This window comes from Allokutzneria albata, assembly GCF_900103775.1.
In the GTDB taxonomy this organism is placed as follows: domain Bacteria; phylum Actinomycetota; class Actinomycetes; order Mycobacteriales; family Pseudonocardiaceae; genus Allokutzneria; species Allokutzneria albata.
Genome location: NZ_LT629701.1, coordinates 7,159,322 through 7,184,526 on the forward strand (window position 1 = coordinate 7,159,322; position 25,205 = coordinate 7,184,526).

Annotated in this window: 31 protein-coding genes; 15 read left to right on the forward strand and 16 right to left on the reverse strand. The window is 70.4% G+C overall.

The genetic code is table 11. The features are described 5' to 3' along the window. The first annotated feature begins 1 nt into the window (after nucleotide 1). The 3 genes from BLT28_RS32815 (at nucleotide 2) to pruA (ending at nucleotide 3,600) form a co-directional block, all read left to right on the forward strand. On the forward strand, nucleotides 2–1,402 hold the full coding sequence (locus tag BLT28_RS32815) for a WS/DGAT/MGAT family O-acyltransferase (protein ID WP_030426791.1): 1,401 nt from the start codon (nucleotides 2–4) through the stop codon (nucleotides 1,400–1,402). Next, entirely contained in the window at nucleotides 1,399–1,902 is a 504-nt protein-coding gene (locus BLT28_RS32820; protein WP_030426790.1) for a DUF6912 family protein, read from the forward strand. The genes BLT28_RS32815 and BLT28_RS32820 overlap by 4 nt, the downstream gene beginning before the upstream one ends. Nucleotides 1,903–1,971: 69 nt before the next feature. Next, the gene (pruA, locus tag BLT28_RS32825) at nucleotides 1,972–3,600 is read left to right on the forward strand and encodes an L-glutamate gamma-semialdehyde dehydrogenase (RefSeq protein ID WP_030426789.1); all 1,629 of its coding nucleotides are present in this window, start codon (nucleotides 1,972–1,974) and stop codon (nucleotides 3,598–3,600) included. Nucleotides 3,601–3,654: 54 nt separating this feature from the next. Here the strand turns inward: pruA and BLT28_RS32830 are convergent, their stop codons facing one another. From BLT28_RS32830 to aroA, 3 genes are read right to left on the reverse strand one after another with little or no spacing between them, the layout of a single operon-like run. Further along, nucleotides 3,655–4,545 carry a hypothetical protein gene (locus tag BLT28_RS32830; protein ID WP_030426788.1) on the reverse strand — a complete coding sequence of 297 codons (891 nt, stop codon included), beginning with the start codon at nucleotides 4,543–4,545 and terminating at the stop codon, nucleotides 3,655–3,657. Between the two features lie 35 nt (nucleotides 4,546–4,580). Beyond that, on the reverse strand, nucleotides 4,581–5,633 hold the full coding sequence (gene rsgA / locus BLT28_RS32835) for a ribosome small subunit-dependent GTPase A (RefSeq protein WP_030426787.1): 1,053 nt from the start codon (nucleotides 5,631–5,633) through the stop codon (nucleotides 4,581–4,583). Beyond that, nucleotides 5,630–6,910 carry a 3-phosphoshikimate 1-carboxyvinyltransferase gene (gene aroA / locus BLT28_RS32840; RefSeq protein WP_030426786.1) on the reverse strand — a complete coding sequence of 427 codons (1,281 nt, stop codon included), beginning with the start codon at nucleotides 6,908–6,910 and terminating at the stop codon, nucleotides 5,630–5,632. Before aroA ends, rsgA begins: the two co-directional genes overlap by 4 nt. A gap of 69 nt (nucleotides 6,911–6,979) precedes the next feature. Between aroA and BLT28_RS32845 the strand changes: the two genes are divergently transcribed. Together BLT28_RS32845 and BLT28_RS32850 are read left to right on the forward strand one after the other, a co-directional pair. Continuing rightward, nucleotides 6,980–7,741 carry an SOS response-associated peptidase gene (locus BLT28_RS32845; protein WP_030426785.1) on the forward strand — a complete coding sequence of 254 codons (762 nt, stop codon included), beginning with the start codon at nucleotides 6,980–6,982 and terminating at the stop codon, nucleotides 7,739–7,741. Further along, nucleotides 7,738–8,349, forward strand: a complete 612-nt coding sequence (locus BLT28_RS32850) for an alpha/beta hydrolase family protein (RefSeq protein ID WP_030426784.1) — start codon at nucleotides 7,738–7,740, stop codon at nucleotides 8,347–8,349. Before BLT28_RS32845 ends, BLT28_RS32850 begins: the two co-directional genes overlap by 4 nt. On the opposite strand, the gene ybaK is transcribed toward BLT28_RS32850, so the two are convergent. Continuing rightward, a complete protein-coding gene (gene ybaK, locus BLT28_RS32855; RefSeq protein WP_030426783.1) occupies nucleotides 8,346–8,828 on the reverse strand; it encodes a Cys-tRNA(Pro) deacylase in 483 nt (160 codons plus the stop codon). The genes BLT28_RS32850 and ybaK overlap by 4 nt on opposite strands. Nucleotides 8,829–9,004: 176 nt before the next feature. On the opposite strand from ybaK, the gene BLT28_RS32860 reads away from it, so the two are divergent. Together BLT28_RS32860 and rsrA are read left to right on the forward strand one after the other, a co-directional pair. After that, nucleotides 9,005–9,673, forward strand: a complete 669-nt coding sequence (locus tag BLT28_RS32860) for a sigma-70 family RNA polymerase sigma factor (protein ID WP_030426782.1) — start codon at nucleotides 9,005–9,007, stop codon at nucleotides 9,671–9,673. Further along, a complete protein-coding gene (rsrA, locus tag BLT28_RS32865) occupies nucleotides 9,670–9,999 on the forward strand; it encodes a mycothiol system anti-sigma-R factor (RefSeq protein WP_030426781.1) in 330 nt (109 codons plus the stop codon). Before BLT28_RS32860 ends, rsrA begins: the two co-directional genes overlap by 4 nt. A 62-nt stretch (nucleotides 10,000–10,061) precedes the next feature. On the opposite strand, the gene BLT28_RS42940 is transcribed toward rsrA, so the two are convergent. Beyond that, on the reverse strand, nucleotides 10,062–10,136 hold the full coding sequence (locus tag BLT28_RS42940) for a 50S ribosomal protein bL37 (protein WP_156050472.1): 75 nt from the start codon (nucleotides 10,134–10,136) through the stop codon (nucleotides 10,062–10,064). Between the two features lie 146 nt (nucleotides 10,137–10,282). Between BLT28_RS42940 and BLT28_RS32870 the strand changes: the two genes are divergently transcribed. Together BLT28_RS32870 and BLT28_RS32875 are read left to right on the forward strand one after the other, a co-directional pair. Next, nucleotides 10,283–10,495, forward strand: a complete 213-nt coding sequence (locus BLT28_RS32870) for a biotin/lipoyl-binding carrier protein (protein WP_030426780.1) — start codon at nucleotides 10,283–10,285, stop codon at nucleotides 10,493–10,495. A 61-nt stretch (nucleotides 10,496–10,556) separates the two neighbouring features. Continuing rightward, nucleotides 10,557–12,065 (forward strand): sensor histidine kinase, encoded by a 1,509-nt coding sequence (locus BLT28_RS32875; RefSeq protein ID WP_030426779.1) that lies wholly within the window; start codon nucleotides 10,557–10,559, stop codon nucleotides 12,063–12,065. 127 nt (nucleotides 12,066–12,192) lie between these two features. On the opposite strand, the gene BLT28_RS32880 is transcribed toward BLT28_RS32875, so the two are convergent. Together BLT28_RS32880 and BLT28_RS32885 are read right to left on the reverse strand one after the other, a co-directional pair. Further along, complete coding sequence (locus tag BLT28_RS32880) at nucleotides 12,193–12,447, reverse strand: WhiB family transcriptional regulator (RefSeq protein WP_030426778.1); 255 nt, start codon at nucleotides 12,445–12,447, stop codon at nucleotides 12,193–12,195. Between the two features lie 238 nt (nucleotides 12,448–12,685). Next, a complete protein-coding gene (locus BLT28_RS32885) occupies nucleotides 12,686–13,606 on the reverse strand; it encodes a diacylglycerol/lipid kinase family protein (RefSeq protein ID WP_030426777.1) in 921 nt (306 codons plus the stop codon). A gap of 140 nt (nucleotides 13,607–13,746) precedes the next feature. On the opposite strand from BLT28_RS32885, the gene BLT28_RS32890 reads away from it, so the two are divergent. Beyond that, nucleotides 13,747–14,163, forward strand: a complete 417-nt coding sequence (locus BLT28_RS32890) for a hypothetical protein (protein ID WP_043810073.1) — start codon at nucleotides 13,747–13,749, stop codon at nucleotides 14,161–14,163. On the opposite strand, the gene BLT28_RS32895 is transcribed toward BLT28_RS32890, so the two are convergent. After that, nucleotides 14,067–15,026 (reverse strand): EamA family transporter, encoded by a 960-nt coding sequence (locus tag BLT28_RS32895; protein WP_231950504.1) that lies wholly within the window; start codon nucleotides 15,024–15,026, stop codon nucleotides 14,067–14,069. The genes BLT28_RS32890 and BLT28_RS32895 overlap by 97 nt on opposite strands. A gap of 73 nt (nucleotides 15,027–15,099) precedes the next feature. Between BLT28_RS32895 and BLT28_RS32900 the strand changes: the two genes are divergently transcribed. Together BLT28_RS32900 and BLT28_RS32905 are read left to right on the forward strand one after the other, a co-directional pair. Further along, nucleotides 15,100–16,017 (forward strand): LysR family transcriptional regulator, encoded by a 918-nt coding sequence (locus BLT28_RS32900; RefSeq protein ID WP_030426774.1) that lies wholly within the window; start codon nucleotides 15,100–15,102, stop codon nucleotides 16,015–16,017. Between the two features lie 142 nt (nucleotides 16,018–16,159). Next, complete coding sequence (locus BLT28_RS32905) at nucleotides 16,160–16,915, forward strand: DUF2382 domain-containing protein (RefSeq protein ID WP_030426773.1); 756 nt, start codon at nucleotides 16,160–16,162, stop codon at nucleotides 16,913–16,915. A 41-nt stretch (nucleotides 16,916–16,956) separates the two neighbouring features. On the opposite strand, the gene BLT28_RS32910 is transcribed toward BLT28_RS32905, so the two are convergent. Genes BLT28_RS32910 through BLT28_RS40585 form a run of 6 tightly spaced genes read right to left on the reverse strand, consistent with a single transcriptional unit; the run spans nucleotide 16,957 to nucleotide 21,235 of the window. Beyond that, nucleotides 16,957–17,907, reverse strand: coding sequence for a nucleoside hydrolase (locus tag BLT28_RS32910; RefSeq protein ID WP_030426772.1), 951 nt, complete (start codon nucleotides 17,905–17,907; stop codon nucleotides 16,957–16,959). Between the two features lie 3 nt (nucleotides 17,908–17,910). Next, nucleotides 17,911–18,387 carry a GNAT family N-acetyltransferase gene (locus BLT28_RS32915; protein WP_030426771.1) on the reverse strand — a complete coding sequence of 159 codons (477 nt, stop codon included), beginning with the start codon at nucleotides 18,385–18,387 and terminating at the stop codon, nucleotides 17,911–17,913. A 12-nt stretch (nucleotides 18,388–18,399) separates the two neighbouring features. Beyond that, a complete protein-coding gene (locus BLT28_RS32920; RefSeq protein ID WP_030426770.1) occupies nucleotides 18,400–18,993 on the reverse strand; it encodes an acid phosphatase in 594 nt (197 codons plus the stop codon). Between the two features lie 12 nt (nucleotides 18,994–19,005). Continuing rightward, nucleotides 19,006–20,004 carry an ABC transporter substrate-binding protein gene (locus BLT28_RS32925; RefSeq protein ID WP_030426769.1) on the reverse strand — a complete coding sequence of 333 codons (999 nt, stop codon included), beginning with the start codon at nucleotides 20,002–20,004 and terminating at the stop codon, nucleotides 19,006–19,008. Between the two features lie 16 nt (nucleotides 20,005–20,020). Then, nucleotides 20,021–20,776: a hypothetical protein gene (locus BLT28_RS32930; RefSeq protein WP_052406756.1), complete on the reverse strand. Its 756-nt coding sequence runs from the start codon at nucleotides 20,774–20,776 to the stop codon at nucleotides 20,021–20,023. A 33-nt stretch (nucleotides 20,777–20,809) separates the two neighbouring features. Then, on the reverse strand, nucleotides 20,810–21,235 hold the full coding sequence (locus BLT28_RS40585; RefSeq protein ID WP_162184780.1) for a GNAT family N-acetyltransferase: 426 nt from the start codon (nucleotides 21,233–21,235) through the stop codon (nucleotides 20,810–20,812). A gap of 123 nt (nucleotides 21,236–21,358) precedes the next feature. Between BLT28_RS40585 and BLT28_RS40590 the strand changes: the two genes are divergently transcribed. After that, nucleotides 21,359–22,129, forward strand: coding sequence for a class I SAM-dependent methyltransferase (locus BLT28_RS40590; RefSeq protein ID WP_052406754.1), 771 nt, complete (start codon nucleotides 21,359–21,361; stop codon nucleotides 22,127–22,129). Between the two features lie 45 nt (nucleotides 22,130–22,174). On the opposite strand, the gene sodN is transcribed toward BLT28_RS40590, so the two are convergent. Continuing rightward, the gene (gene sodN, locus BLT28_RS32940; RefSeq protein WP_030426765.1) at nucleotides 22,175–22,585 is read right to left on the reverse strand and encodes a superoxide dismutase, Ni; all 411 of its coding nucleotides are present in this window, start codon (nucleotides 22,583–22,585) and stop codon (nucleotides 22,175–22,177) included. 19 nt (nucleotides 22,586–22,604) lie between these two features. Here sodN and BLT28_RS32945 point away from each other — a divergent pair, with 19 nt between their 5' ends. Next, nucleotides 22,605–22,967 carry a S26 family signal peptidase gene (locus tag BLT28_RS32945; protein WP_156050409.1) on the forward strand — a complete coding sequence of 121 codons (363 nt, stop codon included), beginning with the start codon at nucleotides 22,605–22,607 and terminating at the stop codon, nucleotides 22,965–22,967. Here the strand turns inward: BLT28_RS32945 and BLT28_RS32950 are convergent. Then, nucleotides 22,964–23,581 (reverse strand): dTDP-4-dehydrorhamnose 3,5-epimerase family protein, encoded by a 618-nt coding sequence (locus BLT28_RS32950; protein ID WP_030426763.1) that lies wholly within the window; start codon nucleotides 23,579–23,581, stop codon nucleotides 22,964–22,966. The genes BLT28_RS32945 and BLT28_RS32950 overlap by 4 nt on opposite strands. A 349-nt stretch (nucleotides 23,582–23,930) precedes the next feature. On the opposite strand from BLT28_RS32950, the gene BLT28_RS32955 reads away from it, so the two are divergent. Then, nucleotides 23,931–25,115 carry an NAD(P)-dependent malic enzyme gene (locus BLT28_RS32955; protein WP_231950505.1) on the forward strand — a complete coding sequence of 395 codons (1,185 nt, stop codon included), beginning with the start codon at nucleotides 23,931–23,933 and terminating at the stop codon, nucleotides 25,113–25,115. Nucleotides 25,116–25,205 lie beyond the last annotated feature (90 nt).

Consider the following 25,205-nt stretch of genomic DNA (forward strand, 5'->3'; position numbering starts at 1 on the left):
CATGCCCGATCGCCTCTCCGCACTCGATGCCTCGTTCCTCTACCTGGAGGACCCGATGACGCCGATGCACATGGGGGGCGTGTCGATCTTCCGGAAGCCACGGAGCGGCTTCGACTACGACCGCCTGCTCGGGCTGATCGAGGAGCGGCTGCCGCTGGTGCCCCGGTACCGGCAGAAGGTCATGCAGGTGCCCGCGCGGCTGGCGCGCCCGGTCTGGGTGGACGACCCGGACTTCGACCTGACCTACCACGTGCGCCGCTCCGCGCTCCCCAAGCCGGGCAGTGAGGAACAGCTCAACGAGCTCGTGGCGCGGCTGATGTCGCGGCAGCTGGACCACACCCGCCCGCTGTGGGAGGCCTACCTCGTCGAGGGCCTGGCGCGGGGCCGGGTCGCCGTGGTCACCAAGACCCACAACGCGATGGTCGACGGCATCGCGGCGCCGGACATCACGCAGGTCATCCTGGACGTCACCGCGACGCCCAGGAGGGCCAAAGAAGAGCTCTGGATGCCCCACCCGCAGCCGAGCGGGGCCCAGCTGGTGTTGGAGGCCGTGGCGGAGGTCGTGCAGCGCCCAGGCGAACTCCTGGAGAACGTGCACGCCGCGGCGTTGGACGCGGCCGCGACGGTTCGCAAGGTCACCGACGCCGTGGGCGGTCTCGCGTCCGCGGTGACGACCGCCGCGCGCCCGGCGCCGTCAGGGCCGCTGAACGTGCGCATCTCCACGCAGCGCCGTTATGCCGTCGCGCGCACGCGGCTGGAGGAGTACCGCGCGGTGCGCCGCAAGCACGGCGGCACGATCAACGACGGCGTGCTCACCGTCATCTCCGGGGCGCTGCGCAACTGGCTGCTCTCCAGGGGCGAGGCGGTCACGTCCTCCACGACCATCCGCGCGATGGTGCCGGTGTCGGTGCTCGGCACGGACGGCAACGGAGAACGGCCGGTCGGCAACAGCGTGTCCTCCTACCTGGTCGACCTGCCCGTGGGGGAGCCGAACCCCGTAGTGCGGCTGCACCACGTCAGCCACGCCATGCGCGCGCACTCGGAGTCAGGTCAGTCGGTGGCCGCGGACGCGCTCGTCAAGCTCTCCGGCTTCGCCCCGCCCACGCTGCACGCGCTCGGCGCACGGGTCGCCAGCTCCTTCTCCAAGCGCATTTTCAACCTCGTCGTGACGAACGTTCCCGGGCCGCAGGTGCCGCTGTACGCGGCAGGGGCCAAGATGATGGAGATGTTCCCGGTGGTCCCGTTGGCCATGAACCAGGCGTTGTCGATCGGTGTCACCTCCTACGACGGCGGCGTATATTTCGGGCTCAACGCCGACCGTGACGCGATGCCAGACGCTGACGTGCTGGCCGGAATGGTCGAAGAGTCCTTGGAAGAACTGGTGGGAGCGGTGTCGGTGTGAGGGTCTACATCCCGGTCACGGTGCCGATGTTGCAGCGTTTCGTGAAGGACAGCGAGTTCCAGCCGCTCGGTGGCACGGCGTTCGCGCTGACCCCGACGCTGCGCGAGTCCTACGCCTCGGGTGACACGGAGGAGCTGGAGTACGCGGCCATGTCCGAGGCCGCGCGTGCCTCGCTGCGGCTGATCGCCGCCGAGCTGGCCGACGACCCGGGCGCCCCCGTGCGCCGTGCGGTCGTCTCGGCCGACGTCGACGACGTGAAGCTGCGTCCGGACCTCGACGACGCGGTGGTGAAGCTGTCCGGTCCGGTGCCGATGAGCGCCGTCGCCGCGGTGCACGTGGACCTGCCCGAGGCGGAGGACGCCGTGCGCGCCGCGGCTGCCGTGATCGACGCGGCGGATCTCGGCGACCCGGACGCGGAGTTCACCCTCGGTGACGCCGAGGACCACGAGCTGGCTTGGTACGCCGCGCAGGAACTGCCGTTCCTCTTGGAGCTCATGTAGGGCCTGTGCCCTCGCGCAGTGACAGGATGGGCCGGGTAAGTCGATCCGAGAGGAAGGCGAACCCGACCCATGGACGCCGTCACGTCCGTTCCGCGCCCGGTGAACGAGCCGATCCGTTCCTACGCGCCCGGAACCGCTGAACGCGAGTCGTTGCAGCGCAGGATCTCCGAGCTCGAAGGCGAACAGCACGAGCTGACCATGACCATCGGCGGCAAGCAGCGCATGGCCGGTGGTGACCGGGTGAACGTGGTGCAGCCGCACGACCACGCGCACGTGCTCGGGGTGACCGCGCAGGCCACCGCCGCCGACGTCGCCGACGCGGTCGCGGCGGCGAAGCAGGCCGCTCCCGGCTGGCGCGAACTGCCTTTCGACCAGCGCGCCGCGGTGCTGCTGCGCGCGGCCGACCTGCTCGCCGGGCCGTGGCGGGACACGCTGAACGCGGCGACGATCCTGGGACAGTCCAAGTCGGTGCAGCAGGCCGAGATCGACTCCGCCTGCGAGCTGATCGACTTCCTCCGGTTCAACGTGTCCTTCGCCCGCGGGCTCCTGGCCGAGCAGCCGATCTCCAGCCCGGGCGTGTGGAACCGCTTCGACCACCGTCCGCTGGACGGTTTCGTCGTGGCGATCACGCCGTTCAACTTCACCGCCATCGCGGGCAACCTGCCGCTGGCGCCCGCGCTCATGGGCAACACGGTGGTGTGGAAGCCCTCGCCGACGCAGCAGCTCGCCGCGCACCTCACCATGCGGCTGCTCGAAGCGGCGGGCCTGCCGCCCGGCGTGATCAACATGGTGACCGGTGACGGCGCCGCGGTCAGCGAGGTCGCGCTCACCGATCCCGGCTGCGCGGGACTGCACTTCACCGGCTCCACCGCGACCTTCAAGAAGCTCTGGCGCACCATGGCCGACAACCTCGACACCTACCGGTCCTACCCGCGCATCGTCGGCGAGACCGGTGGCAAGGACTTCGTGGTCGCGCACCCGTCCGCGGACCCCACGGCGGTCGCGGTGGGCCTCGTGCGCGGTGCGTTCGAGTACCAGGGCCAGAAGTGCTCGGCCGCGTCGCGTGCGTACCTGCCGCGTTCCTTGTGGGACAAGGGTCTTCGCGAGCAGCTGGCCGATCTGACCGGCTCGGTGACCTACGGCGACGTCACCGACTTCTCGCTCTTCGGCGGCGCTGTGATCGACGAACGCGCGTTCGCGAAGAACAAGGGCGCACAGCTCATGGCAAGCGCGTCGTCCTCCATCGAGGTGCTTGCCGGAGGCACTGCGGACGACTCCGTCGGCTACTTCGTGCAGCCCACCGTGTTGGTCGGTACCGATCCGTCGCACGAGGTGTTCACGACGGAGTTCTTCGGGCCCATCCTCGCCGTGCACGTCTACGAGGACGCGGACTACGAAAAAGTTCTGGAGATCGTCGACACCACGACGCCTTATGCGCTCACCGGTGCGGTTTTCGCGACCGACCGGCTGGCTGTCGAGCAGGCGCAGAAGGCGCTGCGGTTCGCCGCGGGCAACTTCTACGTCAACGACAAGCCGACCGGTGCTGTTGTCGGCCAGCAGCCCTTCGGCGGCAGTCGTGCGTCGGGCACCAACGACAAGGCGGGGTCGGTGTTCAACCTGCTGCGCTGGACCAGTCCGCGCTCGGTGAAGGAGACCATGGTCCCGCCGCTGGACCACACCTACCCGCACATGGGCTGAGAACAGCGAGACGCCCCGCCTTCAGGTCGAAGGCGGGGCGTTGTCCACGAGTGGCTAGCGCGGCGGCTGCGGGAGCTCGACGGGCGGAGCGATCTCGCTGTCCGCGGGCGCCTTGATGTCCACCGGCTCCCCCCACGCGGTGTACTTCGCGGTGACGGTGGTGGCCGCAGGCGCGTTGGGCATCTTCTGGCTGAACTGGAACTGCAGCGGCAGGTTCTGCGCGTCGGTCCAGAAGTCGTAGGTCATCGACGTGACGCCGTTCTTGACCAGCAGTTCGAGGCTGAGCTTCTGCAGCGGGTCGGCGGTCTTGGCGATCAGCCTGTTCAGGTCCACGTCGATCTTGTGCTGCGTGGCGGGCGCACCGTCCAGGGTGGTGGGGGTGGAGCCGCCGAGCGTGCCCCCGTCGCCGAACTTCTGGAAGGTGACCTTCGGGTCCGCGGAGTCGCGCATCTGCTGGGCCAGCGGGCCGAGCAGCTTCGACATCACGTCGGTGCCCTTGGGGTCGATCTTCATCCACTTCTTGCCCGGCGGGACCGGCATGTCCTTGGGCGGCTCGACGTAGAGGGTGTTGCCGACGAAGAGCAGCTTGGTCTCGCCCGCGGGCTGGCCGTCCTCGCCGGGCACCTTCGAGGTCATCGCCATCGACAGGTCGTTGCCGTCCAGGCGGATCTGGCCGTTGCCGCCGATCGCCTCGGCGCCGGGGCCGCTGCCGGAGACGCTGATCTTGGCGGTCTTCTTGACCTTCATGGCCTCCACCGCCTTGCCCGTCAGCGACTCCAGCGGGCCGGACGCGGCGCCACCGCCACCGGGAGCACTGGTGGTGGCGGGCGCGGCCTGGCCGGAGCCCGCTGCGGGAACGGCCTCGCCCGGCTGCGCCGAGCCACAAGCGGTGAGCACACCGACGAGCGCGAGCCCGGTCAGCGTGACGATGGTGGTGCGACGCACGGTGCAACTCCCTGGGAACTAGTGGCGGGGCGCCGCTACGACGGCCCCTGGCGACGTCCGGTTCCGTCCTGGTCGGACGGGGTGTCCTCGACGCCGGCCCGGGATCGGAGCAGCCGGCGCAGGGACTCCAGGCGGCCGGATGGTGCCACACCTTCGGCGACCACGTGGTCCAAAGCGCAGTCCGGGTCCTCCGGATCGCCCCGGTGCCCGCAGTTGACCTGGCACTCCTCCGCGGCCTCGGCGAACTCGGGGAAGGCGAGCACCAGGTCGTCCGGGGTGATGTGGGCGAGGCCGAACGAGCGCACGCCAGGGGTGTCGATGACCCAGCCGTCCCCGCCGGGCAGCGGCAGCGCCAGCGCGGTGGTGGACACGTGCCTGCCCTTGCCGACGCCGGACACCGCGCCGGTGCGCCGGTTCGCGTCCGGGACCAGCTTGTTGACCAGGGTGGACTTGCCGACACCGGAGTGGCCGATGAACGCGGAGACGCGTCCGGTGATCCGCTCGCGCAGCTCGGCCGGGTCCTCGTCGTGCCGCGTCACCACGACCGGCAGGTCGAGGTCGGCGTAGGCGGCCAGCAGCTCCTTGGGGTCGGCGAGGTCGGCCTTCGTCAGGCACAGCAGCGGTTCCAGGTGCCCCGCGTAGGCCGCGACCAGGCAGCGGTCGATGAAGCCGGTGCGCGGCTCGGGGTCGGCGAGCGCGGTGACGATCACCAGCTGGTCGGCGTTGGCCACCACGATCCGCTCGAACGGGTCGGTGTCGTCGGCGGTGCGGCGCAGCACGCTCTTGCGTTCGGTCACCCGGACGATCCTGGCCAGGGTGTCGGTCTTGCCGGAGGTGTCGCCGACGAGGTCCACCCAGTCGCCGACGACCACGGGGGTGCGGCCCATCTCACGGGCGCGCATCGCGGTCACCTCGCGCTCCGGGTCGCCGCCGAGCGCGCAGGTCCAGCGGCCCCGGTCCACGGTGAGCACCATGGCCGCCTCGGCGTCGTCGTGGCTGGGCCGGAGCTTGCTGCGCGGGCGGGTGCCCTTGCCCGGCCGGACGCGGACGTCCGACTCGTCGAGGTTGCGCCAGCCGCGGCGGCTCACAACGCCTCCACAGCTGCCCCGTCCAGCATTGTCCGCCACATCGCGGGGAAGTCCGGCATGGTCTTGGCGGTGGTGCCGATGTCGTCGACCTCGACACCGTCGACGCGCAGTCCGATGATCGCGCCCGCGGTGGCCATGCGGTGGTCGGCGTAGGCGCCCCACACCCCGCCGTGCAGCGGGCGCGGGCGGATGACGAGGCCGTCCTCGGTCTCCTCCGCGTCCCCGCCGAGCCGGTTGATCTCCGCGGTCAGCGCTGCGAGCCGGTCGGTCTCGTGACCGCGGATGTGCGCGATGCCCCGCAGCCGGGTCGGCCCCTCGGCGAGCGCGGCGATGGCGGCGATGGTGGGGCTGAGCTCGGAGGCGTGCCGCAGGTCCATGTCGATCCCGGTGAGCACGTCGGCGCCGCGGACGGTCAGCCCGCGCTCGTCGAGCACCACCTCGCAGCCCATCAGCGTCAGGACCTCGCGGATCGCGTCGCCGGGCTGCGTGGTGCGCGTGGGCCAGCCGGGCACGGTGACCTGGCCACCGGTGACTGCGGCCGCGGCGAGGAACGGTGTCGCGTTGGACAGGTCCGGCTCGATGTCCCAGTCCCGCGCGGTGATCACGCCGGGCCGCACCCGCCAGGTGTTCGGCTCGTCGTCCTCGACCTCGACACCGTGCGCGCGCAGCATCTCGACGGTCATCTCGATGTGCGGCAGCGACGGGACGGGCTTGCCGTCGTGCACCACGGTGATGCCGTTGTCGTAGCGCGCGCCGGAGAGCAGCAGACCGGAGACGAACTGCGAGGAGTGCGAAGCGTCGATCACCACCTGGCCGCCCGTGAGGTGCCCGGTGCCGTGCAGCGCGAACGGCAGCGCGTCGCCGTCGATGTCCGCGCCGAGCGCGCGCAGCGCTTCGAGGATCGTGCCCATCGGACGCTCCCGTGCGCGCGGGTCGCCGTCGAAGCGCACGGTGCCCTTGGCGAGCGCGGCGGCGGGCGGGACGAACCGCATGACCGTGCCCGCGAGCCCGCAGTCGAGCTCCGCGGGGCCGGTCAGCGGTGCCGGGGTCACCAGCCACGACCCGTCCGGCCCGTCCGCGACGCCGACGCCGAGCGCGCGCAGCGTGCCGACCATCAGCTCGCTGTCCCGGCTGCGCAGCGGCGCGCGGAGCACCGACGGTCCGTCCGCCAGCGCCGCGAGCACCAGCGCGCGGTTGGTGATCGACTTGGAGCCGGGCAGCGGGACTTCCGCGTGCACGGGGGAGTCGGTGCGGGGGGCCAGCCAGTGCGACGTCATGTGTCGATGATCCCCCAACCGGCCGCGCGGCCCTCGCCCGGACCAGGCTGACATGCCACGATGGACCACGTGTGCGGCAGATTCGCCACCACCCGGGACCCGGATTCGCTTGCTGCCGAGTTCGACGCGGTGGACGGCACCGAAGGTCTCATGGGCGGCGCGGACTACAACGTGGCCCCGACCAAGCACGTCCCGGCGATCGTGGCGCGGCATCCGCGCGACGCCGAGGGCGAGCCCGACCCCGACTCCGTGGTCCGCAGCATCAGGATGATGCGCTGGGGCCTGGTACCGATGTGGGCCAAGGACCCCTCGGTGGGCTCGCGCATGATCAACGCGCGGGTGGAGTCGGCCGCGGAGAAACCGGCTTTCCGCACGGCCTTCGCCCGGCGCCGCTGCCTGATCCCGGCCGACGGCTGGTACGAGTGGCAGGTCGACGGCGACCGCAAGCAGCCGTACTACGTGACCCCGCAGGACGGCTCCGGGCTGGCGCTCGCGGGCATCTGGGAGACCTGGCGGTCCCCGAAGGCGGCGGCCGACGAGTTCCCGATGGTGACCTTCGCGGTGCTGACCACCGACTCGTTCGGACAGCTCGCCGACGTGCACCACCGGATGCCGATCATGCTGCCGCGGCACGCGTGGGCCGGCTGGCTGGACCCGGACTCCACCGATCCCACGGCGCTGGTCGCGGAGCCCGACCCGGAGCTGCACGCGGGACTGGAGCTGCGCCCGGTGACGACGAAGGTCAACAGCGTCCGCAACAACGGTTCCGAGCTGCTGCGGCGGTTCGTCCCGGAGGAGCCGGCCGAACAAGCGCTCTTCGAGCTGCCATGACGACTCTGGAGATCGACACCCCGCACGGCCCGGCACGGGCTGAGCTGCACTGCGCCCCCGAGGCCCGCGCCGCGCTGCTGCTGGGGCACGGTGCCGGAGGCGGCATCAGCGCCCCCGACCTGGTCGCGGTGACCCGCGCGGCCACCGCGGCCGGTGTGGACGTGGCCCTGATCGAGCAGCCCTACCGCGTGGCGGGCCGTCGCGCCCCGGCTCCGGCGAAGCAACTGGACGCCGCGTGGCTGGCGGTTGCGAAACACCTGGGCTCGTCGTGGTGCGAGGACCTGCCGCTGGTGTTCGGCGGTCGGTCCTCCGGAGCCCGCGTCGCCTGCCGCACGGCGGCCGAGGGCCAGGCGGTCGCGGTGCTGTGCCTGGCGTTCCCGGTGCACCCGCCGGGCAAGCCGGAGAAGTCGCGGATGGCGGAGCTGTCCGAGGTCGAAGCCCCCGTGCTCGTCGTCCAGGGAGAGCGCGACCCCTTCGGCATGCCGCCCGCCGCGCACCACCGCGAGGTCGTCGTGGTCCCCGGCGACCACGCACTCAAGGCGGATGTGGCCCTCGTCGGCCGCACCGCGGGGGAGTGGCTGTCCCGCGTCCTCCGCCCCCTCGACTAGGCGTCGGCGGCGATGAGGGCCACAACGGCGCCCGTGAGGCGGACGAGGTCGGCAGGTGCCAGCTCGACTTCGAGGCCGCGCCGCCCCGCGCTGCAGAAGACTGTGTCGAAGGTCTCGGCGGAGGCGTCCACGACGACCGGCAGGCGCTTCTTCTGGCCCAGCGGGGAGATCCCGCCCGCCACGTAACCGGTCGCCCGCTCCGCGTCCGGGACGGGCGCCATCTTCGCCTTCTTCCCGCCCACCGCGGCGGCCAGTGCCTTCAGGTCGAGTTGCGCGGTGACCGGGACCACGCCGACCGCGAGCTTGCCGTCGACCTCGGCCACCAGCGTCTTGAACACCCGCTCCGGCTCCAGGCCCAGCGCCTCCGCGGCTTCCAGGCCGTAAGAGGCGTGCCTCGGGTCGTGCTCGTAGGAGTGCAGTTCGTGCCGCACCTTCTGCTTGTCCAGCAACGCCGTCGCCGGAGTCCCGCGTCCCGCCATGATCGAACCCTAGAACCAGGAATGCGGAGGGCGTCCACCGCGTTTCCCCCCTCGTGGGAACCGAGCTGATGAGCGATTCAGGCAAGCGCTGCCCGTCGCGGCCGCCGAGGGACGCGCGGACCGGCCGTGGGGCCGCGCGCCGCGTATCCTCGGGGCCGACGTATGCGTCGCCGGTGATGGGACAGGTCCCGCCGGAGTGGTTGGAAGGGAGCCAGGTGCCCGACACCTCGCCCGAGGTCGGACAGGTCGTTGAGGAGTCCGCCGAGCAACGCGCCGCGCGCTTCGAGCGGGACGCGATGCCCTTGCTGGACCAGCTGTACTCCGCCGCGCTGCGGATGACGCGCAACCCCGCCGACGCCGAGGACCTGGTGCAGGAGACCTTCCTCAAGGCCTACGGCGCCTTCGCGTCGTTCAAGGACGGCACCAACCTCAAGGCGTGGCTGTACCGCATCCTGACCAACACCTACATCAACGGTTACCGCAGGAAGCAGCGCCAGCCGGTGCAGCAGCCGACCGAGGAGATCCAGGACTGGCAGCTCGCCCAGGCGGAGAGCCACACCTCGTCGGGCCTGCGCTCGGCCGAGGTGGAGGCGCTGGACCGGCTGCCGGACAGCGACGTCAAGGACGCCCTTCAGCGACTTCCGGAGGAGTTCCGGATCGCGGTGTACCTCGCCGACGTCGAGGGATTCGCTTACAAGGAGATCGCGGACATCATGGGTACGCCGATCGGGACCGTCATGTCCCGGTTGCACCGCGGCCGTCGCCAACTGCGCGAGATGCTGACCGGTGTGGCCGAGGAGCGTGGTCTGCTGCGCGGCCGTCAGCGCGAGGTGACCGGGTCATGAACTGCGGGGACCACGAGACCGACTGCTCCGAGGTGCTGGCCGAGGTCTGGCTCTACCTGGACCAGGAGTGCGACAAGACCCGGCGGGAGCTGCTGCACCGGCACCTCAACGAGTGCAACCCGTGCCTGGAGAGCTACGGCATCGAGGAGCACATCAAGGCGCTGCTCGCCCGCAAGTGCGGTGGTGAGCACGCCCCGGACACGCTCAAGGACCGGCTGCGCGCCTGCATCCGGGAACAGGCGGACGTGATCGTGCAGCACGGCGCCGAGGGCACCACGGTGGAGATCCGGCACAAGAAGGTCGAGAAGGCCACCGAGGAGCAGTAGGGCGCACGACGCGAAAAGGCCCCGCGACGTCTGACGCCGGCGGGGCCTTCGCACACCTGATGTCAGGAGTTGGGGCGCTTCCCGTGGTTCGCGCCACCCTTCTTACGGTCGCGCTTCTTGCGTCCCCGCTTCGACATTGCGTCACCTCATTTGCTGATGAACGGCTGTGCCTCCAGCCGTCGCCTTACCGGCTCCAAGTCTGACATGTCGGAAACCCGGACCCCCGCGTGGCCTCGTTCGTGATTGGATTGCGGCGGTTCATCAGCGTCAAGGAGGACATGGGATGGCCGAGGAGATCCACGCCGAGATGGTCGCCAACGTCTGGAAGGTGGTCGTCTCCGACGGCGACACCGTGGAGGACGGCGACACCCTGGTGATCCTGGAGTCCATGAAGATGGAGATCCCGGTCGTCGCCGAGTCCGACGGTGTGGTGACCATCAAGGTCGCCGAGGGGGACGTGGTCCAGGAAGGCGACCTGGTCGCCGTCATCGACTAGGAACGCCCGACCCGGGGTGGAATCGGGCCACGCGGTGCTTGGCGGCGGGTGACAATGGGGTGTGTCCACCCTCAGTGAACTGCTCGCCGAGCACACGCGGCTGCCCGGTACCGCGGTCGACCACCTCCAGCTCGTCGTGGCGGAGTGGCAGCTGCTGTCCGACCTCTCCTTCGCCGACTTCCTCATGTGGGTTCCCGTGGAAGACACAGCGGAAGCCGAGGGGAGTAACGGCGAAGAGCGCTTCCTGTGCGTGGCCCAGGCCCGGCCCACCACGGCGCCCACGGCGCACCCCGAGGACATGGTGGGCACGGTGGTCACCGCGGCGGAGCACCCGCAGCTGCGCAGGGCCATGGCCGAGGGGCGGATCTGCCGCGAGGAGGACCCGCGCTGGCACCTCGGCGTGCCGGTGCGCCGCGAGACCATCCCGGTGCTGATCGACCGGTCCTGCGTCGCCGTGCTGAGCCGGGACATCAACCTGGCCGTTCCCCGCGTGCCCAGCCCGCTGGAGATCGCCTACCTCGGCAGCGCCGCCGACCTGTGCCAGATGATCGCCGACGGCACCTTCCCCGCGCCCGAGCCGACTCCCGGCGCGCACACCAGCCCGCGCGTCGGCGACGGGTTCATCCGCCTCGACCCATCGGGTGCGGTCGTGTTCGCCAGTCCCAACGCCCTGTCGGCCTACCACCGCATGGGCCACGCGTCGGATCTTGTCGGGGTGCACCTGGCCCCGCTCACGCGCTCGCTGATCTCCGACCCGTTCGACGCGACCGAGGTCGTGCAGCGCGTCCGCTCGGCGCTCGACGGCAAGCCGAGCATGCGGGTGGAGGCCGAGGCGCGCGGCGCCATGGTGCTCTTCCGCGCGCTGCCGCTGCGCCCGCGCGGCCAGTCGGCGGGGGCGCTCGTGCTGGTCCGCGACATCACCGAGGTGCGGCGCCGGGACCGCGCGTTGATGTCCAAGGACGCCACGATCCGGGAAATCCACCACCGCGTGAAGAACAACCTGCAGACCGTCGCCGCGTTGCTGCGCCTGCAGGCCCGCCGGACCGGGAACGACGAGGCCCGCCAGGTCCTCGAGGAGTCCGTGCGCCGGGTGACCTCGATCGCGCTGGTGCATGAGACGCTGTCCATGTCCGCCGACGAGCGGGTCAGCCTGGACGACGTCGTCGACCAGGTGATCCCGATGATGAGCGACGTCGCGACCACGGAAACCCGGGTCGCCGTGCGCCGCGAGGGCAAGTTCGGCGTCGTTCCGGCCGAGCTGGCGACGCCGCTGGTGATGGTGCTGACCGAACTGGTGCAGAACGCCTTCGAGCACGCTTTCGAGCCCGGTCAGCGGGGCGACGTGCTGGTCACCGCGGAGCGTTCGTCGAAGTGGCTGGACGTGGTCGTGCACGACGACGGACGGGGCCTGCCGCCGGGGTTCTCGCTGGAACGGACCAAGTCACTGGGCCTGCAGATCGTGCGGACCCTGGTGGAGTCGGAGCTGCGCGGCTCGCTCAGCCTGCGCAGGCGCACCTCGGCGCCGGGCACCGAGGCCGTGCTTCGGGTACCGCTGAAGCGGCGACGTTAGTCGTATACGTGAATGCACACGTAATTTCCGCGGAAGCGGAGATTGCTCCGGACATAACTGAGGGCCGACACCATTGTGGACGTGGTGTCGGCCCTCAGAAATATATGTGGGGGTGTGCAGCCTGCAATCAGGCACCGCTCCGGGCCCGGGTGCGAGCGTTGCGGCGCTTCAGCGCACGACGCTCGTCTTCGCTCATTCCGCCCCAGACGCCGGCGTCCTGGCCGCTTTCGAGTGCCCAGGTCAGGCAGTCGGAGATCACGGGGCAGCGACGGCACACGGCCTTCGCCTCGGCGATCTGCAGCAGCGCAGGCCCACTGTTCCCGACCGGGAAGAACGTCTCCGGGTCTTCGTCGCGGCAGGCCGCGCGGTGGCGCCAGTCCATTGTTCCTAGCTCCTCGCCAGGCGCGATTATCGCGCCAGTTGTGGGGGTTGGGGTGTCGTTCGTGGGTGCTTGTGAATGCTTTCACGAACTCCGGCGATGTCAAGAGGTCCGAACCAAATCGGTGAGGGAACTCACCACATGGGGGGACCGGACTGACCTGCGGTTTCAGGCCGTAACCGGACCTTCGAAAATCTTGCCTCGCGATGGTGTGCCGATCGCCGTGCCACCGCTGAAGGGGTTACACCGCTACCTGCAGTGCGCCGGGCACCGAAGTGAAGAGCACCTCGGTCCGCTCGCCGAGCAGGTCACCATCAACCTGCAACTTTACCGGATTCTCGCACGTGATGCGCGCCCATTCAATGTCGTCTTCGCGGAGGAGGTGTACACCACGAGGGTCGGGAGCGCTCCGGGTTGCCTGGACGAGGTGTTTTACCACCGTCAGTGTCCGAACGTCACTCAGAGCGAACACGCCCAGCCCGGAGTCGAGCGAACACTCCGGATTCAGCCGGAGCGGGCGGGTCCCGTAGTAGGTCCAGGGGTCGGTGTTGGACACCAGGGCGATGTACTGCCCGGGGATCGGGTCCCGTCCGGGCAGGTGCACGGTCAGCTGCGGCTCCTCGCGGCGCAGCCGCAGGTACCGGGCGATGGCCACCTTCGCGTAGAGGAACGGGGTCGCTTCCTTGCGCTTGACCCGCCGCTGCTCGACCCCGGCCACCACGTCGCCGTCGTAGCCGAGTCCCGCGTTGAAGGTGAACCAGCGGTCGTCGGCGCGGCCGAGCCCGACCCGCCTGCTGCTGCCGGACTCGATGGCGTTGAGCAGCTGGTGCGTGGCCTCCAGCGGGTCCAGCGGGATGCCGAGCGCGCCCGCGAAGACGTTGGCGGAGCCGCCGGGCACCACGCCCAGCATCGGCGCGTCCGGGCGCACGCCCTCGCTGAGCAGGCCGTTGACCACCTCGTTGACCGTGCCGTCCCCGCCGTGCGCCACCACCAGGTCGAAGCCGTCGGCGACGGCCTGCCGGGCGGCGTCGGCCGCGTGGCCCCGGTACTGGGTCTCCACCAGGTCCAGCTTGGTGTCACTGGCCAGGGCGTGGGCGATCACGTCGCGGCCCGCGGGGGTGGTCGAGGTGGCCTGGGGGTTGACCACGAGAAGGGCACGCACCCCAGCAGCGTATGACAGCGCGTGACCAGGTGCGCGGCACGAGCGCTCGGGTTTGACGGACCTCACTCTCGAACGGGTGATGCGCGCCCTACCGGGGGAGAGCCCGGTCATCGCCGTCACCCCGACTAGCATCGCCGTTCGTGACCAGTCGCGTTGCCTCCCCGACCGTCGTCCGTGCAGCGGGTGCGCTCGTCGCCCTCCAGGGCCTCGCCGGGGTCGTGTTCGTGGTCGCGCTCGTGGTGCGCGCCCTCACCGGGGCGCCCGAGCCCGGCAAGGTCTTCGGCGAGGCCGGGTACTTCGCGGTGCTCACCGCAGGTGTCGTCGCGACCGCGGTCGGGCTGCTGCTGTCCAAGCGCTGGGCGCGCACGCCGGCCGTGGTGATCCAGCTGCTGCTGCTCGGCGTCGCCTGGTACGCCTTCGGCCCCTCGCACCAGTACCTCTACGGCGCGTTGGTGGCGATCTACTGCGCGTCCCCGCTGGTCCTGCTCTTCACCGCGCCTGCGAAGGACTGGGCGATGGGCATCGGCGAGTACTCCGACGCGGGCGCCGACGACTGACGCCGTCCCGGCAGCGACGTGATGCCGACCCCGGCGATCACGAGCACCGCCGCGACGCACCGCAGCGGGGTCACGGCCTCGCCGAGGAACAGGGCCGCCGAGCTCATCCCGAAGACGGGCACCAGGAGCGAGAACGGTGCGACCGCTGTCGCGTCGTACTCGCGCAGCAGGTAGCCCCAGACGCCGAAGCCGAACAGCGTCGCCGCCCACGCGACGAAGAGGGTGGCGCCCACGCCGGACAGGTTCAGCGCGCCCAGCGCCGCCGTTCCCGCTTCAGGGCCTTCCACCAGCAAGGACAGTCCGAGCAGCGGGAGGATCGGGACCGCGCTCACCCAGACCATGAAGCGGAGCATGTCCGGCGGCTGGGCCTTGCGCGTGATGACGTTGGACAGGCCCCAGCACGCGGCCGAGCCGATCACCAGCAGGAACGCCGCGAGTGGGCTGGACGTGCCGTACTCGACCGCGACGAGCGAGATCCCGGCGAAGGCCACGGCCATCCCGGCGAGTCGCGTCCGGCCGGGGCGCTCGCGCAGCAGCAGCGCCGCGAACAGGGCGGTGAACAGCGCCTGGCTCTGCACCGCCAGAGACGACAGGCCCGCGGGCATCCCGGCCTTCATGCCCACGAAGAGCAGGCCGAACTTGGCGACGCCGAGCACGAGGCCGACACCGAGCACCCAGCGCCACGCGACGCGCGGTGAGCCGACGAACAGGATCGTCGGGATCGCGGCGACGAGGAACCGCAGCGCGGAGAACAGCAGCGGCGGGAACTCACCGAGACCGATCTCGATCACGACGAAGTTGACGCCCCACACGGCGGTGACGAGCACGGCCAGCGCGATGTGCTTCGGCTTCATGACACCCATGGACCGAGCCTGGGTGGAGCCGTGAGTTAAGCACTAGCGAAATATCCTTGGTGGTTTCGTTTAGCATCACTTCATGATGGATCTGGGGCGGCTGCGCGCGCTGCACGCTGTCGCGCAGCACGGTTCGATCGGCGCGGCGGCCTCGGCGCTCGGCTACACGCCGTCGGCGGTGTCCCAGCAACTGGCGAAGCTGGAGCGGGAGACGAGGACGACGCTGCTGGAGCGGCGAGGCCGGGGCATCGTGCTGACCGACGCGGCACTGCTGCTGGCGGAGACCGCCGGGCAGGTGCTCGGCTTGGTCGAGCAGGCCGAGATCACCCTTGAAGCGCAACGAGGAACGCCCGTCGGCAGGTTCTCCCTCGCTGCGTTCGCCACCGCCGCGCGGGGTCTGATGCCCTTGGTGCTGGCCGATCTCGCGGAGCGGTACCCCGCGCTGGACGTGCGGCTGACCGAGGTCGACCCGCCGCAGGCGGTGGAGGTGGTGGCGCGCGGGGACATCGACCTCGCGGTGGTGCACGACTGGCAGAACACCCCGCTCGCGGTCCCGGACGGGCTGTCGCGGGCCCGGATCGGCGAGGACGCCGCGGATGTCCTTCTGCCGCAAGGACATCCGCTCGCCGAGCGCGACGTGCTGGTGCCGGAGGATCTCGCTCACCAGCGGTGGATCTGCCAGCAGCCCGGGGCGATCTGCCACGACTGGCTGGTCCGCACGCTGCGGGACGCGCAGGTCGAACCGGACGTCGCCCACCAGGTGGTCGAGTACCAGACGCAGAAGGCGTTGATCGCCGCCGGACTCGGCGTGGGGCTGCTGCCGAGGCTCGGGCGGGGCGAGCTGCCGGACGGGATCGTCGTGCGCCCGCTGCGCCCGACGCCGACGCGCAGGTTGTTCGCGGTGTGGCGGGCGCAGGCCAGCAGGCGTCCCGCGATCACCGTGCTCGTGGAGGCCATGCGCGCGCACTGGGACGGCCGTGACAGCGCTGACGGGGTGTAGTCCCCGGGTCGCACGTCCGTGGTGCCGCGGTAGCTCGCATCGGTGGATCGCGGACACGACCGGCATGTCGATCAGGGGTCGCGCCGAGCCCTGCTCAGTCAGCCCGACGAGCAGAGAGGTGGACGCGGTGATCACTCAGGAAATGGTCCAGCAGTTGTTCGGCGACGAGGTCTACGACCGGCACGGCGAGAAGATCGGCAAGGTCGGTCAGGTCTACCTGGACGACCAGACGGGCCAGCCCGTGTGGGTCACGGTGCGCACCGGCCTGTTCGGCATGAAGGAGAGCTTCGTCCCGCTCAACCAGGCCAACGTCAACGGCGACGAGGTGCACGTCCACGTCAGCAAGGACCAGGTCAAGGGCGCGCCGAGGATGGACGCCGACGGCGGCCACATGTCGCGGGCGGAGGAGCAGCAGCTCTACAGCTACTACGGCATCGAGTACGCGGCGTTGCCCGGCCAGCGGCAGGGCGAGCGCGGCACGCAACGCCCCGCGCGCGGAGGGGCCGCGGACACGCGCGACAACGCGACCGAGATGACGCGCTCCGAGGAGCGGCTGCGGGTGGGCACCGAGCAGGTGGAGACCGGCAAGGTCCGGTTGCGCAAGCACGTCGTGACCGAGCAGCAGCAGGTGTCGGTCCCGGTGCGGCACGAGGAGGTCCGGCTCGAACGGGAGCCGATCGCCGACGGTGCCGCGCGGGGCGCGGAACGGATCGGCGAAGCGGAGCAGGAGGTGACCCTGCACGCGGAGAAACCGGTGGTGAGCAAGGAAACCGTGCCGGTGGAGCGGGTCCGGATGAGCAAGGAGACGGTCACCGAACAGCAGAACGTCGCCGGGGAGGTGCGCAAGGAAGAGATCGATGTGGACGACGCCTCGAGGCGCCGCAGGAACACGCCTTAGAACAACCGCGGGCGGGCCGTCATCCGGCCCGCCCGCGGCTGTCAGGACAGGGTGGCCACGGCCGAGGTGATGAGGTCCCAGAAACCGGGGACGTCGAGGGTGGTGGCGACCTCGGCGTTGACCGGGCGGCCGGTGACCCCGTGAAAGTCGACCACCGTCGCGCCCCTGGTGTGCTCCCCGGTCAGCTCGATCGCGACGGCGGCCGGGACGGTGGTGACCAAGGCGGGATCGATCAGCCGTGCGATGGCGACCGGGTCGTGCAGGGGCGGCGCTGGGAAGCCCCAGATCGCCTTGTAGGTCGAGGCGAAGAACGTCAGCAGCTCCACGCAGAGCGTCGCCAACGGGGTGCCGATGGCGGCGATGCGGTCGCAGACCTCCTGCGTGGCCAGAGCCTGGTGGGTGATGTCCAGGCCGCACATGGTGATGGGCAGGCCGGAAGTGAAGACCAGCTCGGCCGCCTCCGGGTCGCAGTAGATGTTGAACTCTGCGGCGGGGGTGACGTTGCCCAGCCCCGTCGCCCCGCCCATCAGGACGATCCGCGCGATGTGCGGCAGGACCTCCGGGTGATCACGCAGCAGGACCGCGATGTTGGTGAGCGGTCCAGTGGGGACGAGCGTGACGGGCTCCTTATGGGACAACAGGATCTCGCGCATCAGCGCAATCGCGTCCATTGCGGACAGTTCGACGGTCGGCGGCCCGAAGCTCGGACCGTCCAAACCGGACTCCCCGTGGACCTCGACGCCGCCGATCTCGGCTCCGACCGCGGACGCGTTGCCGCCCAGCGGTTCCGCGCGTCCGGCAGCGATCGGCACGTCGGTGATCCCGGCGGCCGAGCAGATCCGCCGCGTGTTCAGCGTCGTCCTGTCGAGGGTCTGGTTCCCGGCGACCGTGGTGATCGCGAGCAGGTCGATCGCCGGGTCGGCCGCGGCCAGCAGGATCGCCAGCGCGTCGTCGTGGCCGGGATCGCAGTCCAGGATGATCGGCGTCGGCATGCCCTAGCCCCTGGCGGCGAAGTCGGCGAGCGCGCTGTCGGTGAGGCGGTGCATCTCCCACTCGTCCAGCGGCGCGGCCCCGATGGACTTGTAGAAGTCGATCGCCGGGGTGTTCCACTTCAGCACCGACCACTCCAGGCGTTGGTAGCCCTTGTCGACGCACTCCTTCGCCAGCTCCACCATCAGCGCCTTGCCCAGGCCGGAGCCGCGTTGCGCCGGGTCGACGTAGAGGTCCTCCATGTAGATGCCGTGCGTGCCGCGCCAGGTCGAGTAGCTCAGGAACCACAGGCAGTAGCCGACGACCTGGCCGTCCACCTCGGCGACGTGGCCGAAGAGCGCGGGCGCGGTGCCGAACAGCGACACGTGCAGCTGTTCGGAGGTCAGGTGGCACTCCTGCGGCGCCCGCTCGTACTCGGCGAGGGCGTGCACGAGTCGGACCACTTCGTCCACATCGGACGGTTGAATGCGACGGACTGGCATGGGTTCCTCTCGTCAGACGGGTGGCAGGTTGAGGTGGACGATCTGGGGCACCCCGCGTTCGAAGCCGAGCGTGGCGACCCCCGCGGTGCCCATCGCGAAGCCGACTCCCGCCTCCGCGCGCAGCCCCACCCACCTGGCCACCAGCACGCGGCTGAAGTGGCCGTGGCCGATCAGGACCACGTCGCCGGTCGCGAGCGCCGGCTGGATCTTCGTCAGCACCTTGTCGGCGCGCGCGGTCACGGATTCGGCGGTCTCACCGTTGGGGCACGGGTGCGTCCACACTGTCCAGTCCGGGACGCTCTCGCGGATCTGCGCCGTGGTCAGGCCCTCGTAGTCGCCGTAGTCCCACTCCGCGAGGTCCTCGGTCACATCGTCGGGAGCGCCAAGACCGGCCAGCTCGGCCGTTCGCGTCGCGCGCTCGCGCGGGCTCGACAACAGCAGGGCCGGTTTGTCCGTGCCGCGCAGCCGGGCCAACACCCGACCCGCCGCGACTGCCTGCTGTTTTCCTTCGCTGGTAAGCGGAATGTCGGTGCGACCGGTGTGCTGGCCGGTCGCCGACCACTCAGTCTCCCCGTGCCGCAGCACGTACACGTGTCCGTTCGGCATGCGCCGAGTCTTTCAAGAGATCGAGCCGAGCGCCTTGTCGAGCTGGTCGAGGCAGGTCTGCGCGGCCGAAACCGAGTAGCCGTCCCACCAGGCGACCGGGTCCAGCTCGATGACGCGTCCGGCGCGCACCGCGGGCAGCTGCTGCCAGAGGCCGCCCTTGGTGTACTTGTCGAAGGTGCTCGACGCCTTGTCCACCAGGCCACCGCCGCCGACGAAGTACAGCAGGACGTCGGAGTCCGCGAGCACGCCCACGTTCTCCTCGCTCAACGTCACGTAGGTCGCGCTCGGGGAGGAGCGATCAGTGGAGGCCGGTCGGAGTGCGCCGACGTCGGCGAGGATCGACGAGCCGAAGATCGGTCCGCGCACGATGCGAAGTTCGTTGCTGGTGAACCGCAACAGCGCGACGGAGTGCTTGGCCAGCAGTTCGCGGTGCTTCGCGGACGTCGCCGCCACGCGCTCGGTGTACGCCGCGAGCCTGCGGTCGATCTCCGTGCGGGCGCCGAGGAGATCGCCGATCGTGCGGACGGACTGCTGCCAGCCCACACCGCTGCCCGCGTTCTCGTAGGCGACAGTCGGCGCGATGCCCGCGAGCTTCGCGTAGTTGTCCTTGAGCCGCTGGATGTTCCCGATGATCATGTCCGGCCGGAGTCCGGCGAGCTGCTCCAGGTTGAGCTGGTTGAAGCCCAGCGCGGTGAACCCGGCGGCCGGCGCAGGCACGTACGGCGGCAGCGGCTGACCGCCCTGCAGGGTCTCCGAGGCGACGAGGGGAACACCGAGTTCGAGGCTGACCTGGAGTCCGCCGTTGCTGTCCAGCGACACCACGCGCTCCGGGCTGACCGGGACGGTGCTGGTGCCGAGCGAGTGCGAGACCGCACGCGTCGGCTTGTCGCCCTTGCTGCGGCGGCCGAGCGAACAGCCTGAGACAGTCAGCAGGCCCGCCGCGGTGAGCAGGCCGCGCCGGCTCACGCCGCCGCCGAGCACCGGTAGTTGCCGGTCCAGGTCGCGAAACACGGCGTGACGGTATTTCTTAGGCTTGCCTAATGTCCAGCGGCTTGCGCAGCTTCGACACTGCCCACAGCTCGCCGCGCGCCTCGTCGTCGAGCAGCGGACAGGTCAGGCACATGCTCTGCACGCCGTCCGTGAAGTCCAGGCAGCACGCGCCTCGCACGCCCCACGACTCGTCATCGGAGCCCCCGTAGTTCGCCAGCACAGGCCGCGACCGGCGCGGGATGCCCGCCGCGTACAGCTCCTCGGCCAGCTCCGCCGCCCGGTCCCACGCCGCGTGACGGTTCTGCCCCAGCTGCCTCGCCACGTTGAGCATGCCGAAATGGATCATGTCGATCACGTAGCTCCACAGCGTGCGCGCGCCCACCCGCGATCGCGCGCACACCTCCGTGACCAGCGGCGTCACCGTGGTGACGAAGCCCTGCGCCAGGTCACGGTCGTCGTCGGTGATCTCCGCGACCACCAGGCGCCTGCGGCTCACCGTGCCGTCGTAGTGAAACCAGTAGCGGTCGGGGGCGACGCGCGGGGCCGCTTCGAAGAGGTAGACCGAGGCAGCCGTGCAGAAGATCAGCTCGCGGAGCAGGATTCGCAGCGCTTCCATCGCACGCGGACCCGGCGGGACGGATTCGTCTTGGGCCGCAAGGAGTTCCGCGACGCGCTCGCGCATCTCGACCGCTGTGAACCAGGTGTCCCCGGCCGGTGCACCTTCGGGACCTGTCAGCTCCGGCAGCGGGGCGAACGCCAACCCGGCGCAGCGTTCGCGCAGCTCATCGATCACGCCGCCACTGTGGCATTCTCGATCGAAATTTCGCTAACGGAGGTGCCGGAGGAACCGCCGTTCGAGCCGCCCCGCGTCCACCTGCACCTCGTCCGTCGCGACCCAACCCGCTCGCTCGTACACACCGATCGCGCGGTCGTTGTCGGCGATCACCCACAGCTCCAACGTGTCGCGGCCGATCGTGCGCGCGTGCTCGTCGACCTCGCGGAGGAGGCGCGTTCCCACGCCGCTGCCCCAAGCCTCCGGATCCACCGCGAGGTAGAAGACCTCCAGCGTCTGCGGTCGCGGCGCCACCAGCGCGAAGCCGACCGCCCGGCCGTCCTGCCTCGCCAGGAACAGCTCCGCGCCTTCGAGGCTGAGCCGCCTCAGGATGCCCGGCGTGGTCTGCTCGACCGTGTCCTCCGGGCTCTGGTCACGGTGCGCCTTCGCCCGAGCCCAGATCCCCGCAGCCTCTCTCACCTCGTCTTGCACCAGCCCATTCTCACTTGGGGATTGCGAGTCGTGCTGGGGGTGTGCCGAACACGAGTTCGCGGCCGCGATAACAGATCGTTCACCCCGTAGCCGCGACCTAGGGTTGCCCGAATGGATCTGACCACGGTTGCCGTGCCCCACACCCTCGCTCATCTGGTGCCGCTGCTGCCTCCGCCCCCGGCTCGTGTCCTGGAGGTCGGCTGCGGTCGCGGTGCGCTGGCCGCCGCCCTGGTCGATCTGGGATATGCGGTCGTCGGCGTGGACCGCAGCGCTGAGATGGCGACTGCTGCCGGCGAACGCGGCGTGACCGTCATCCAGGCCGACGTCCACGAGGTCTCCGGCGAATACGACGTCGTGCTGTTCACCCGATCCCTGCACCACGCCGAGGACCTGGACGGCATCCTGGCCCACACCGGCTCGCTGCTCGCCCCGAACGGGCAGATCATCATCGAGGAGTTCGCCTGGGAGCGGGTGGACCGCGCGGCCGTCGACTTCCTCTACGACACTTGCGCCGTGCTGGTCGCCGCCGGAGTGCTCGACGCCGAGACTCCCTCCGGTGACCTGCTCGAAGCCTGGGTCGCAGGCCACGACTCCCTCCACCAAGGCGCCGAAATGCTCGCCGCACTCGGCCGCGCAGGCTCCGATCTGACCACAGTGGACACAGCCATGCTGTGGCGCTTGCTCGACGGCCGCGGTGGTGCCTGGACGGAGCCGGTCACCCGCGTCCCCCAGGTCCTCAACGCCATTCGCGAAGCCGAAGAACGCCGCCTCGCCGCAGGCGCACTTCCCCCGGTCGGTTTGCTCGCGCGCGTACGCCGGCAACGCCCCTGCTGTCGACTCCACGTCCGTGCTCCGCAGGGCCAAGGACAAAAACGACGCTGACCGACGAGAGGGTTCTCGCTGGTCAGCGTCGTTCTCAGTGGAAGGTCAGGCGGCGGCCTTGGTCTCCCAGAAGATCTTGTCGATCTGGGCGATCAGGTCGAGCAGGTCCTGACCGGTCTTCGGGTCGGTGGAGCCCTTGGCGCCGGCGGCGCCCGCGGCCTTGGTGGCCTTGTTGAACAGCTCGTGCAGCTCCGGGTACTTCTCGAAGTGCGGCGGCTTGAAGTAGTCGGTCCACAGCACCCACAGGTGGTGCTTGACCAGTTCGCAGCGCTGCTCCTTGATCTCGATGGCGCGCTGGCGGAACTCGGGGTCCTCGTTGGACTGGTACTTCTCCTGGATGGCCTTCACCGACTCGGCCTCGATCCTGGCCTGGGCCGGGTCGTACACGCCGCACGGCAGATCGCAGTGGGCGGTGACCTCCAGACGAGGGCCGAGGATGCGCGACAGCAGTCGCATCTTTCCTCCCTGACAGTGGATGCTCCGACGTGCGCGACCCTACTCCGCGCCGGTACAACCGGCAGTCGGGGAGGTGATCACGGTGCGAAGAGTCCGCTGGGTGAGAGTGCACGGGCCGTCGATGGTGCCCGCGCTCCACGACGGGGACACCGCGCTGGTGCGCATGGGCGGGCACCCGCGACCCGGGGACGTGGTGCTCGTGCGCTGGGCGGACCGGCCGGGGCAGCTCTCGGTGAAACGGGCCGTGCGCAGGCAGGACGACGGCTGGTGGGTGTTGGGGGACAACGGTTTCGGCTCGACGGACTCGCGACAGCTGGGGCCGGCCGAGGTGCTGGGCGTGCTCCGCTGGCGGATCGCACCGCGTCCCGGACGGATCCGCTAGACCAGGACGGAGCGAAGCGAGGCGTAGTGGGCCTGGCAGGCCTCGTACTTCGGCAGCAGGTCGGACGCGATGGCCTCGGCGAGCGACGGGGCGTTGCGGTCCTTGTCGGACAGGATCGGCTCGGCGCCGTCGAGGTAGGACTCCCACGGGATGCCGAGCATCGGGTCCAACGGGTTGACCGCGTGCTCGGCCGCCGGGTTGTACGGCGTGGAGCACAGGTAGGCCATCACCGTGTCCTCCTCCAGCGCGACGAAGGCGTGGCCGATGCCCTCGGCGATGTACACCGCGCGGAAGTCGGTGGAGTCCAGCCGGGCGGCGTCGAAAGTGCCGAAGGTCGGCGAGCCCACCCGCAGGTCGACGACGACGTCGATCAGCGCGCCGCGCGGGCAGTAGACGTACTTGGCCTGGCCGGGCGGGGTGTCGGCGAAGTGCAGGCCGCGGATCGCCCCGCGCCGGGAGACGCTGTGGTTGGTCTGCGCCAGCCGCATGGGGTGACCGGTCGCCTCGATCAGCGCCGCCTCCTGGAACGGGGCGACGAACAGTCCCCGGGAATCGGGAAAAGAACGGGGAGTGAACTCGAAGGCGTCCGGGACGGCGAGTTTGCGCACCTGCACGACAAAAAAGTCTATTACATCTCCCAGTGCGCCCACCGTGGCCAGCGATGATCAAAACAAGTCGGACGGTCGTCTTGTAAAAAAGGGCTCTGACCTGCGACGTCACTTTCTCGGTTCTGTGATCCCCGCCGCAGACATCGGAGGGATCGCCTGCCACACTGGCCCAACTCCGACGCCCGCGCCGTCGCGCTCACCACCCCTGAGCGAACCGGTGCCGTCGTCGCCGTGCCTGTCGGGCCTGGACGCGATCGCGTCCGGCGACGGGTTTCCGCCTTGCTTCGCGGCCGAAGCGCGATTCCGGCCTGCCCCCGCCGTCTGGAGGGACGCTGTGACTGTTATGAGAGATCCGGTGGCGAACGATCCCGACGTTTCGACGTCTATCGAGCTCACCGACGCCGAGATCTTCGACGCCCACGAGGGCGGCAAGCTCGCCGTCGGCGCGACCGCCTCGCTGGCCGACCCGCGCGCCCTCTCCATCGCCTACACCCCCGGTGTCGCCCGCGTCAGCAGGGCCATCGCCGAGGACGCCACCCTCGCCACCCGCTACACCTGGACCGGCCGCCTCGTCGCGGTGGTCAGCGACGGCACCGCCGTGCTCGGCCTCGGCGACATCGGCCCACGCGCGTCGCTGCCGGTGATGGAGGGCAAGGCCGCGCTGTTCAAGACCTTCGGCGGGCTGGACTCGATCCCGCTGGTGCTCGACACCACCGACGTCGACGAGATCGTGGAGACCCTGGTCCGGCTGCGCCCGTCCTTCGGCGCGGTCAACCTGGAGGACGTCTCCGCCCCGCGCTGCTTCGAGCTGGAGGCCCGGCTGATCGAGGCGCTGGACTGCCCGGTCATGCACGACGACCAGCACGGCACCGCGATCGTGGCGCTGGCCGCGCTCAAGGGCGCCGTCGCGGTCCAGGGCCGCGCGCTCGGTGACCTCAAGGTGGTCATCTCCGGCGCCGGAGCCGCGGGCGTGGCCTGCGCGAAGATCCTGATCGCCGCGGGCGTCGGCGAGGTCGTCGTGCTCGACTCGCGCGGGATCATCGTGGCGGGCCGGGACGGGCTGAACGCGGTCAAGGCCGAGCTGGCCGGGGTGACCAACCCGCGCGGGATCACCGGCGGGCTGGCCGAGGCGCTGAAGGGGGCCGACGTCTTCCTCGGCGTCTCCTCCTCGAAGGTGCCGGAGGAGCTGGTGGCCACCATGGCGCCGGAGTCGATCGTGTTCGCGCTGTCCAACCCGGACCCGGAGATCCACCCGGAGGTCGCGGCCCGGCACGCCGCGATCGTGGCCACCGGGCGCAGCGACTTCCCGAACCAGATCAACAACGTGTTGGCGTTTCCCGGGGTTTTCAAGGGAGCCCTTGACGCGGGCGCGCGCCGGATCACCGAGCGGATGAAGATCGCCGCCGCGGACGCCATCCACGCCGTGGCCTCGGACGATCTGGCCGCGGACCGCATCGTGCCCAGTGCTCTCGACCCCCGCGTCGCCATCGAGGTCGCCGCCGCTGTCGCCGAAGCCGCTAGGCAGGACGGGGTAGCCTGAGACAACCGGAGGACCAGCAGCCCCTCCGGTACACAGCAAGATCCCTGCCGGGGGTGGTGGAAACCTTTCCACCGGTGGTGGGCAGCCGTG